We start from the raw sequence: 10,039 nt of genomic DNA on the forward strand, positions 1-10,039 counted from the left end.
ATGTCATGTTAGATACCTTAATGTTGTCGCGGATCCAATTTGCGGCCAACATCAGCTTTCACATCCTTTTTCCCACTATAACGATCGCCTTAGGGTGGATGCTGGTGTTTTTCAAGTTCAGATATAACCGTACCGGTGAGCAAATCTGGCTAGATACCTATTACTTCTGGGTCAAAGTGTTTGCGTTGACCTTCGCGCTGGGCGTAGTGTCCGGCATCACGATGAGCTTCCAATTCGGGACCAACTGGCCCGGATTTATGGAGAAAGTCGGTAACATCGCTGGTCCATTATTGGGTTATGAAGTGATGACGGCATTTTTCATGGAAGCCACCTTCCTTGGCATTATGTTGTTTGGTAAGAACCGTGTGCCGAATTGGGTTCATACCCTCGCAACCTTGCTCGTAGCGATTGGTACCACCATTTCTGCATTCTGGATTTTGGTGCTCAATAGCTGGATGCATACCCCAACCGGTTTTGAAATCATTGATGGTGTGGTGCACCCAACTAGCTGGTTTGAAGTGATTTTCAATCCGTCGATGCCATATCGCTTAAGCCACATGCTATTAGCGTCTGGTTTGACGGCTTCTTTCTTAATCGCCGGGATCTCTGCTTATCAGAAATTAAAGTCACCGACCTCAGGTGTATCGGACAAGCCTTTAAAAGTGGGTATCACTGCTGCGGCAATTCTGATCCCATTACAAGTACTGGTTGGTGACATGCACGGTCTGAACACACTTGAGCATCAACCACAAAAAATTGCGGCGATGGAAGGTGTGTGGGAAACCGAGCAGGGCGCGCCTTTGCTGCTGTTTGCGGTTCCAAACGAAGAAACACGCTCTAACGACTTTGAAGTGGGGATCCCGAATCTGGCAAGCCTCATTTTGACTCACAAACTCGATGGTGAGATCAAAGGCTTAGAAAGCTTTGAGTATCATCCACCGGTGAAGCCGTTATTCTTCGGCTTCCGCATCATGGTCGGAGTGGGTGTGCTTATGCTGGTGGTGAGCTGGTTTACCGCATATCGCGTTTGGCGTAATCAACCGATGCCGAAGTGGCACTTGATGGGGCTGGTCGCCATGACATTCTCGGGCTGGGTAGCGACGCTTTCGGGCTGGTATGTCACAGAGATCGGTCGTCAGCCTTGGTTGGTTCAGGGAGTGCTAAAAACGGCGGATGCGGTGACACCCGTGGCAAGCTCGCATGTCGGCATTAGTTTAACTATCTACCTCACACTCTATGTGGTGTTGATGGTAGCGTACATCCGTACCTTGTTCTTCTTAGCCAAAAAACGTCTGCCCGAGTACCAGTCAGACAACCACGCTCAGCCGAATAAAGAGGTGAACGCATGAGCATAACTCCTTATCTGCCTGAAATTTATCTGCTGCTGTTTGGCTTCTCGGTATTTATGTATGCCGTGCTCGATGGCTACGACCTTGGAGTGGGGATGCTGTTGCCGAGCTGCAACCAAGCGCAGCGAGACCGTATGATTGCATCGATTGGCCCATTCTGGGATGCGAACGAGACGTGGTTGGTACTGGCGGTAGGTTTGTTGTTGATTGCCTTCCCTGCGGCACACAGCATGATTTTGACCGAGTTGTATTTGCCTACGTCCGTGATGCTGGCGGGTCTTATTCTACGCGGCGTGTCGTTTGATTTTCGTGCCAAAGTGAAACCAGAGCGCAAAGACCTTTGGGATCGCTGCTTTAAAGCGGGCTCGTTTATCGCGTCGATGACACAAGGCTACATGATTGGCCGCTATGTACTGGCGTTTGATGACAGCACGGGTGCGTATTTGTTTGCACTGTTAAGTGGCCTCTGTGTGACCGCCGCCTACATCTATATTGGTGGCACTTGGCTGGTGATGAAAACGGAAGGGGACTTGCAAAAGCGCGCGGCGAAATGGTCTCGCCGCGGTGGCTGGCTTGCGGCGCTTGGCGTATTAGCCATCAGTATTGTCAACCCACTGGTGAGTGAGACAGTAGCCGAGCGTTGGTTTGGCTTCCCTGAGATTTTATTACTGGCACCCGTGCCACTGGTGTGTCTTGCAATTATGTTGCTCGTAGACCGCTATCTGCGCCACGTACCGGTCGAAAATGATGTGGGTTATCAGTTCCCATTCATTGGTGCGATCATTTTGTTTGCAATGAGCTTTTTTGGCTTAGCATACAGCTTCTTCCCTGACATTATCCCCGGCGTGATGACGGCGAAAGAGGCGGCGAGTGCCACTGGTACCTTGTTGATTGTCGGTTATGGTGCAATGTTCGTGCTACCGATGATCTTCTTATACACCCTCTTTGTGTACCGTGTCTTCTCAGGAAAAGCCACCGAGCTTAACTACGAGTAAGCCATACGTAACATACCCCTAATCGATGAGCCCAGCGATAGACGCTGGGCTTTTTTTTGCTCGGCGTTTGAGTGTGATAGCGATGATATGCCCATCACGATAAAACGGTTAGCGGTAACCTGCCTTTTTGTTCAATCTTTCGGGCCCTAAATATTGGTCGAGCGAAAGGTTATATCTCGTTATAGTTTGTGCTTCTCGACGCTCTAGCTGGAGTGGCCCATCATGGTTTGTGATCAGCTGATGCGTGCTTTCAAACTGGCGTCCCTCCTCTTTTTGTAGATAACGTCGGTTAAATTGTGCGTTTTGTCGCTCATTTTCGCATTTGTGGCTCAGCGTTGAGCGTGTTTTGAATCCTTGACTCGCGGTTGGTTTCGGCCAGCATTGAGTGAAAGTGAATCCTTATTCCCCTTACTATTTCCTGCGCCACCATAGCTTTGTGGTGGACTTTTGACCGATTTGTTCACAAATACTGCTATCAGCACAAAAGATTTGATCTGGAACAAACCTTTTTGAAATTGACCTAAATCATTGTTGTAGTTGTATGTTTCTGTTTTTTGAGGGTTGGTCGTGTAGCGATTTGGTTAAAAAATCTATTTGAGATCTAAATATTAGCGTGTAAGATTATATTTAACTAATCGTTCAATTAAAAACGAATGGGAGCAACAATGCCTAAGGTAGGGATGCCGGAAGTACGTAAACCGCAGCTCGTTAAAGCCACCATGACCGTGATTGGTCGCGTTGGTTTGCATGCGGCAAGTATCTCTTTGATTAGTAAGGAAGCCGGCGTATCAACAGGCATTATCAACCACTATTTTGGTGGTAAGCATGGTTTGCTGGAAGAAACAATGCGCGTGGTATTGCGCGAGCTTTCAGCCACTGTCATTAACACGTTGCGTGGGATCCCTCGTCATCACCACCAAGCGCGTATTAATGCGATCATTAACGCGAACTTTGAAGGTTTTCAGGCCCAATCTGATGTGGTGAAAACTTGGCTCGCGTTCTGGTCATATGCCATGCATGACAATGAGTTACATCGTTTGCAGCGCGTGAACGAGAAGCGCTTGCTGTCGCATTTGCGTATTGAGCTTAAAGCGCTATTGCCGGTCGAGCAGGCTGTTATGGTTGCTCAGGGGATTGCAGCATTGATTGATGGTATTTGGTTGCGCGGTGCATTGAACCCTAAAGGTATTGATGCCAATAACGCCCGCACTATTATCAATGACTATTTAGACAAGCAACTGACCTTTTATGGTCGTCCTCAGGGCTAACCCGGGATAGCAGCTGACATGCACACACGAACAGAAAAGAATTCAGGATTAATCATGGACGCGAAAACGCTTTTTATTAATGGTCAGTTAACTGACGTATCCAGTGGTGAATACTTTGCCACCGTGAACCCTGCAACGGGTGAAACACTGGCACAGATCGGCCAAGCTTCTGCAGACGATGTGCAGAAAGCGATTGATGCCGCAAAAGAAGGCTTTGCCGTTTGGTCTCGCATGACCGCGATGGAGCGTAGCCGAATTCTATTGAAGGCGGTTGTTTTGTTGCGTGAGCGCAATGATGAACTGGCGAAACTGGAAGTCCTTGATACGGGTAAGCCGTTGCAAGAAGCGATTGACGTTGATGTGGTGACCGGTGCTGATGCGATTGAATATTTCGCCAATTTGGTGCCATCCATGCAAGGTGAGCAGCAACCGCTGTCTGACAACCAATTCTTCTACACCCGTCGTGAGCCACTTGGCGTGTGTGCAGGCATTGGTGCGTGGAACTATCCGATTCAAATTGCGATGTGGAAATCAGCGCCAGCATTGGCAGCAGGCAATGCCATGGTATTCAAGCCATCGGAAGAAACCCCGCTTACAGCCCTTAAGTTGGCAGAGATCTTCACTGAAGCCGGTATGCCTGACGGCGTATTCAATGTGGTGCAAGGTGATTACCGTGTTGGCCAAATGCTGACAGCACACCCAGAGATTGCCAAAGTTTCTTTCACCGGTGAAGTCGGTACCGGTAAAACCGTGATGGGTGATGCCGCGAAGACCCTGAAATCAGTCACCATGGAGCTAGGTGGTAAGTCACCTTGTATCGTGTTTGATGATGCGGATTTAGACAATGCGGTATCTGCGGCTATGGTCGCCAACTTCTATACCCAAGGTGAGGTATGTACTCACGGTACCCGTGTCTTTGTTCACGACAGCATTTATGACGCGTTTGTCGAGCAGCTGAAATCGCGCACCGAGAAACTGGTCGTCGGCGATCCAATGGATATGAACACCCAAGTTGGTGCATTGATTTCAACCGAGCACCTTGAAAAAGTGATGACGGCCATTCAAGGCGCGAAAGCAAGTGGTGCCACCCTGCTAACTGGCGGCGAACGCTTAATGGAGAATGGTCTCGACAAAGGTAACTTTGTGGCCCCGACTATCTTCACCGATTGTGATGACAGCATGGTGCATGTGCGTGACGAGATCTTTGGCCCTGTGATGTCAGTGTTGCGTTTCTCAGACGAGGAAGAGGTCATTCGTCGTGCCAACAATACCCATTATGGTTTGGCAGCGGGCATCTTTACCCAAAACCTGTCGCGTGCGCATCGCGTGATCCATCAGCTTGAAGCCGGTATTTGTTGGGTGAACACGTGGGGTGATTCGCCAGCAGAAATGCCTGTCGGCGGCTACAAGCAATCAGGCATCGGCCGTGAGAATGGTGTCGAGACCCTGACTCACTATACCCAAACCAAGAGTGTACTGATTGAGCTAGGCGATTTCGCTAGCCCATACGCCTAACCTCAGTTAACGGAGCGACCAATATGTCACAACGCTACGATTATATTATCGTCGGCGCGGGTTCGGCCGGCTGTGTGCTGGCGGATCGGCTCACCGAGTCCGGCGAACATCAAGTGCTATTGCTTGAAGCCGGGGGCACCGATAAAAGCATTTTTATTCAGATGCCTACCGCGCTGTCTTATCCCATGAATACCAAACGCTATGCTTGGCAGTTTGAGTCTTTGCCTGAGCCAGGCTTGGATGGCCGTCAGCTACATTGCCCACGCGGTAAAGTGCTGGGTGGTAGTTCATCTATTAATGGCATGGTCTATGTGCGTGGTCACGCTTGCGATTTCGAAGAATGGGTTGAGCACGGTGCCAATGGCTGGGATTACGCTAGCTGTTTGCCTTATTTCAAGCGTGCAGAAAGCTGGTCGGGCGGTGAAGATACTTACCGTGGTGGTCAGGGCCCTGTCGGTACTTGTAACGGTAACGACATGAAACTCAACCCGCTTTATCAAGCCTTTATTGATGCGGGTGTCGAAGCGGGCTATCCAGAAACCAAAGATTACAACGGTTATCAGCAAGAAGGCTTTGGGCCGATGCATATGACGGTTGATAAGGGTGTGCGTGCTTCAACGTCAAATGCCTACCTACGTCGCGCGCTGAAGCGCAGCAATCTGACCTTGAAAAAGGGTGTTGTGACTCGTCGTGTCTTGCTGGAAGGCAAACGTGCGGTAGGTGTGGAATTTGAAAAGGGCGGCAAAATTGAACGCGTGATGGCAGACAAAGAAGTCATTTCCAGCGCGGGTTCAGTAGGCTCACCGCAACTGCTGCAACTTTCAGGCATTGGTGCGCGTGACGTACTGGAAAATGCCGGTGTTGACGTCAAGCACGAGTTGCCGGGTGTGGGTGAAAACCTGCAAGACCACCTTGAAGTTTACTTCCAGTTCCATTGTAAAGCGCCGATTACGCTCAACAGTAAGCTGGGATTAATTAGCAAGGGAATGATCGGTACTGAGTGGATCTTGACCCGTAAAGGCTTGGGTGCAACCAACCACTTTGAATCATGTGCCTTTATCCGTTCACGCAAAGGGTTGAAGTGGCCAAATATCCAGTACCACTTTTTACCTGCAGCGATGCGTTACGACGGTAAAGCGGCGTTTGATGGGCATGGTTTCCAAGTCCATGTGGGCCCAAACAAGCCTGAAAGCCGCGGCCACGTACGTATCAAGTCAGCGGATCCGCAAGATGAACCGTCGATCCTGTTTAATTACATTACTACCGAACAAGATCGCCAAGACTGGCGGGACACCATTCGTTTGACCCGTGAAATCATGGATCAAAGTGCTATGGATCCCTTCCGTGGTGAAGAGATTCAACCGGGTCGTGATGTCACCACAGACGAAGCGATTGATCGCTGGGTGAAAGAGAACGTGGAAAGTGCGTATCACCCATCGTGTACCTGCAAAATGGGTGCAGACAACGATTCGATGGCGGTACTCGATGAGCAGTGCCGTGTTCGAGGGATTCAAGGTTTGCGCGTGGTGGATTCATCGATTTTCCCCACCATTCCAAATGGCAACTTGAATGCCCCAACCATCATGGTAGCGGAGCGCGCCGCTGACATGATTCTCGACAAGCCACTCTTGCCTGCTGAGCAGGTGCCAGTATGGATTGCGGCTGAGTGGCAGCAAAAGCAACGCAATCAGAACGCGCAAAGTGAGAAAGCCACCGAAGGTGCGCCTTCACTGGAAACTAATCAGTAAGCATTACAAGGAATCCAAGATGTCAATGAACAAACGTAAGACCACCAAAACCCTGATGACCGCGGTTGGCCTGAGCTCTATGGTGGCGTTTAGCGCCGCTGCCAACCAATGTGAGACGGTACGTTTCTCGGATATCGGTTGGACGGACGTGACCTCAACCACAGCCATCACCACAGAAGTGCTAAAAGGCATGGGCTACCAAACAGAGACAGACTTGCTGTCACTGCCTGTGACTTTTTCATCTCTGGCGTCGGGCGACATCGACGTATTCCTCGGTAACTGGATGCCAACCCAAACGGGCGATATCAAAAAGTATATTGAAAACGGCACTGTAGATAGCCTACGCGCCAACCTAACGGGTGCGAAATACACCCTTGCCGTGCCTAAGTACGTTTACGATGCGGGTGTGACCAGTGTTGCAGATATCGCGGAATACGCTGACAAGTTTGACTCTCGCATTTATGGCATTGAGCCAGGCAATGATGGCAACACGCAAATTCAAAAAATGATCGATACCGATGATTTTGATTTGGGTGATTTCCGTCTGATCGAATCAAGCGAAGCGGGCATGATTTCGCAAGTTTCACGTGCTATTCGTCGTGGCAAATGGGTTGCTTTCCTAGGTTGGGCTCCACACCCAATGAACAGCAACTTTGATATGAAGTATCTGTCTGGTGCAGATGACTACTTCGGCCCTAACTACGGCGGTGCCACGGTTCATACCAATGTTCGTAGTGGCTATGTCGAGCAATGTTCGAATGTGGGTCAAATGCTCGAGCAACTTGAGTTTAGCCTCAAGATGGAAAACGAAATGATGGGCAAAATCCTGAACGACGGCGAGAAGCCAGAGGTTGCAGCGCGCGAATGGCTACGTAACAACCCAAGTGTGTTGAACAAGTGGCTAGACGGTATCACCACACTAGACGGTAAAAACGCCGTAGAAGCTGTGACTGAATATCTTAAAAAGACTGAAGCGTAACAAAAAAGTGTAGAAGGAGAGGGCGGTTTAATCGCCGCCCCCTAAGGTTTTATTGTGAATATTATTACAGATAACAAGATCCCACTCGGTCAATGGATGGAAAATGGCGTTGACTGGTTAACCATGAACGCCGCGGGCTTCTTTGATGCCATCTCGATTGGTTTAGATACCAGCATCATGTTTTTGGTCGACATCTTTAAATGGATGCCACCTGCAATGCCTATCATCATGACTGCTGCGTTAGCGTGGTACCTGCAGCGTCGAATTTCCATCGTGATCTTTGTTGTGAGTGCGCTCTTGTTGATCCTCAACCTGGGCTACTGGCAAGAGATGCTGGAAACCTTTGTTCTGGTGTTTGCCGCGACAACGATTTCCGTATTAATTGGCATACCGCTTGGGATAATGGCTGCTCACCGGCCCTTAGCGTATACCATCATGCGTCCACTCTTGGACTTAATGCAGACGGTACCGCCTTTTGTATATTTGATTCCAACGCTGGTTCTTTTCGGCTTAGGGATTGTACCGGGACTGATTTCCACCATCATCTTTGCGATTGCGGCACCGATTCGCTTGACTTATCTCGGCATTACACGTGTGCCAGAGGAGTTGGTGGAAGCTGGCCGTGCATTTGGCGCCAACCGAATGAAGCTTTTGTTTAAAGTGGAATTGCCTGCGGCACTGCCAAGCATTATGACGGGTGTGACGCAATGTATTATGTTGTCACTGTCGATGGTAGTTATCGCCGCACTAGTGGGGGCTGACGGCCTCGGTAAGCCAGTGGTTCGCGCACTAAACACTGTCAACATTTCTCAAGGTTTTGAAGCGGGTCTGGCGATTGTATTGGTAGCCATCATTCTTGACCGCCTGTGTAAAGCACCAAACCAAGGCCATGAATAAGGGGGATACCATGGACGCAATCGCAATTAAAAATCTTGATGTTGTTTTCGGTGACAACGTACAACCCGCACTCGACCTGCTCGACAAAGGCTTAACGCGATCAGAGATCATCGATCAAACTGGTCAAGTCGTGGGTGTGGACAATGTGTCACTTAATGTAAAAGAAGGTGAGATTTGCGTATTGATGGGCCTATCTGGCTCAGGTAAATCGAGCTTATTACGGGCAGTGAATGGCCTTAACCCGATTAGCCGTGGCAGCCTTGAAGTGCGCGATGGTGACCAAATGGTGGATATGGCGAGTGTGGATGCACAAACGCTGCGTCATCTGCGTACCAACCGTGCCTCAATGGTATTCCAAAAATTCGCTCTGATGCCTTGGTTAACCGTGGTGGATAACGTTGCCTTCGGTCTAGAAATGAAAGGCATCAGTAAAAAAGAACGCCGTAAGCAAGCATTAGAAAAACTTGAAATGGTGGGATTGGCGGATTGGGCCTATCAGTATCCACACGAATTGTCTGGCGGTATGCAGCAGCGTGTTGGCTTGGCCCGTGCCTTTGCGATGGACAGTGACATCCTACTGATGGATGAACCGTTTTCCGCACTGGATCCCTTGATCCGTGCTCAGCTACAAGACGAGCTACTGGAGCTGCAGAAAAAACTCAACAAAACGATTTTGTTTGTGAGCCACGATCTGGACGAGGCACTGAAAATTGGTAACAACATTGCCATCATGGAGTCCGGTCAGCTTATTCAGCACGGTAAACCTGAAGACATTGTTCTGCGCCCAGAAACGGACTATGTTCGCGACTTTGTGGCGCACACTAATCCGTTGAACGTACTGAAAGGTCGCTCAATGATGAAAGATATCGACACCATGCCGCACGTTGAAAACCGTTGGAAGGTGTGCGATCAGCGTGATATCTGGGTGACAGTAGAGCCTCAGGGTGCATTGTCGGCCATGGCGGGCACACAGCATTTGCGTGTGGCTGAGTGGAAAAAAGACATGGCAGACTTGTCACAAGTAAGCTCGGATACCATTGTAATGGCATCGCCTGATATCGAAATGCGTGATGCGATTGAAATCCGCTATCACACCAACAAACCCGTACTACTGGTAGAAAATGGCAAATTGGTTGGCACGCTTTCCGATCACGATTTCTACCATGCCTTGCTCGGCAAGTATCAGCAGTCGTGCGATAGCCAAGCGGCTTGACTCACGTCAGCGAATAAATGCTAACTAACGACAAAGCCTGCTCATGGAGCAGGCTTTTTTTTGTTTGCCCAGCGA

At 49.5% G+C, this 10,039-nt stretch carries 8 protein-coding genes; all 8 read left to right on the forward strand.

Annotated elements, in window-relative coordinates; translation table 11 throughout:
• Positions 1–5 precede the first annotated feature (5 nt).
• The 8 genes from BGK46_RS07185 (at position 6) to choV (ending at position 9,964) form a co-directional block, all read left to right on the forward strand.
• Positions 6–1,349, forward strand: coding sequence for a cytochrome ubiquinol oxidase subunit I (locus BGK46_RS07185; protein ID WP_069588026.1), 1,344 nt, complete (start codon positions 6–8; stop codon positions 1,347–1,349).
• Positions 1,346–2,344 (forward strand): cytochrome d ubiquinol oxidase subunit II, encoded by a 999-nt coding sequence (gene cydB / locus BGK46_RS07190; RefSeq protein ID WP_069588028.1) that lies wholly within the window; start codon positions 1,346–1,348, stop codon positions 2,342–2,344. Before BGK46_RS07185 ends, cydB begins: the two co-directional genes overlap by 4 nt.
• Positions 2,345–3,009: 665 nt before the next feature.
• Positions 3,010–3,612, forward strand: a complete 603-nt coding sequence (gene betI, locus BGK46_RS07195) for a transcriptional regulator BetI (protein WP_069588030.1) — start codon at positions 3,010–3,012, stop codon at positions 3,610–3,612.
• A gap of 54 nt (positions 3,613–3,666) precedes the next feature.
• On the forward strand, positions 3,667–5,127 hold the full coding sequence (gene betB / locus BGK46_RS07200; RefSeq protein ID WP_069588032.1) for a betaine-aldehyde dehydrogenase: 1,461 nt from the start codon (positions 3,667–3,669) through the stop codon (positions 5,125–5,127).
• A gap of 23 nt (positions 5,128–5,150) precedes the next feature.
• A complete protein-coding gene (gene betA, locus BGK46_RS07205; protein WP_069588033.1) occupies positions 5,151–6,875 on the forward strand; it encodes a choline dehydrogenase in 1,725 nt (574 codons plus the stop codon).
• Between the two features lie 19 nt (positions 6,876–6,894).
• A complete protein-coding gene (locus tag BGK46_RS07210) occupies positions 6,895–7,854 on the forward strand; it encodes a choline ABC transporter substrate-binding protein (RefSeq protein WP_069588034.1) in 960 nt (319 codons plus the stop codon).
• Between the two features lie 54 nt (positions 7,855–7,908).
• The gene (gene choW, locus BGK46_RS07215) at positions 7,909–8,751 is read left to right on the forward strand and encodes a choline ABC transporter permease subunit (RefSeq protein WP_069588035.1); all 843 of its coding nucleotides are present in this window, start codon (positions 7,909–7,911) and stop codon (positions 8,749–8,751) included.
• Positions 8,752–8,761: 10 nt separating this feature from the next.
• Positions 8,762–9,964, forward strand: coding sequence for a choline ABC transporter ATP-binding protein (choV, locus tag BGK46_RS07220; protein ID WP_069588036.1), 1,203 nt, complete (start codon positions 8,762–8,764; stop codon positions 9,962–9,964).
• The last annotated feature ends 75 nt before the right edge of the window (positions 9,965–10,039 follow it).

This window comes from Salinivibrio sp. SS2 (assembly GCF_001722075.1).
Classification (GTDB): Bacteria; Pseudomonadota; Gammaproteobacteria; order Enterobacterales; family Vibrionaceae; genus Salinivibrio; species Salinivibrio proteolyticus.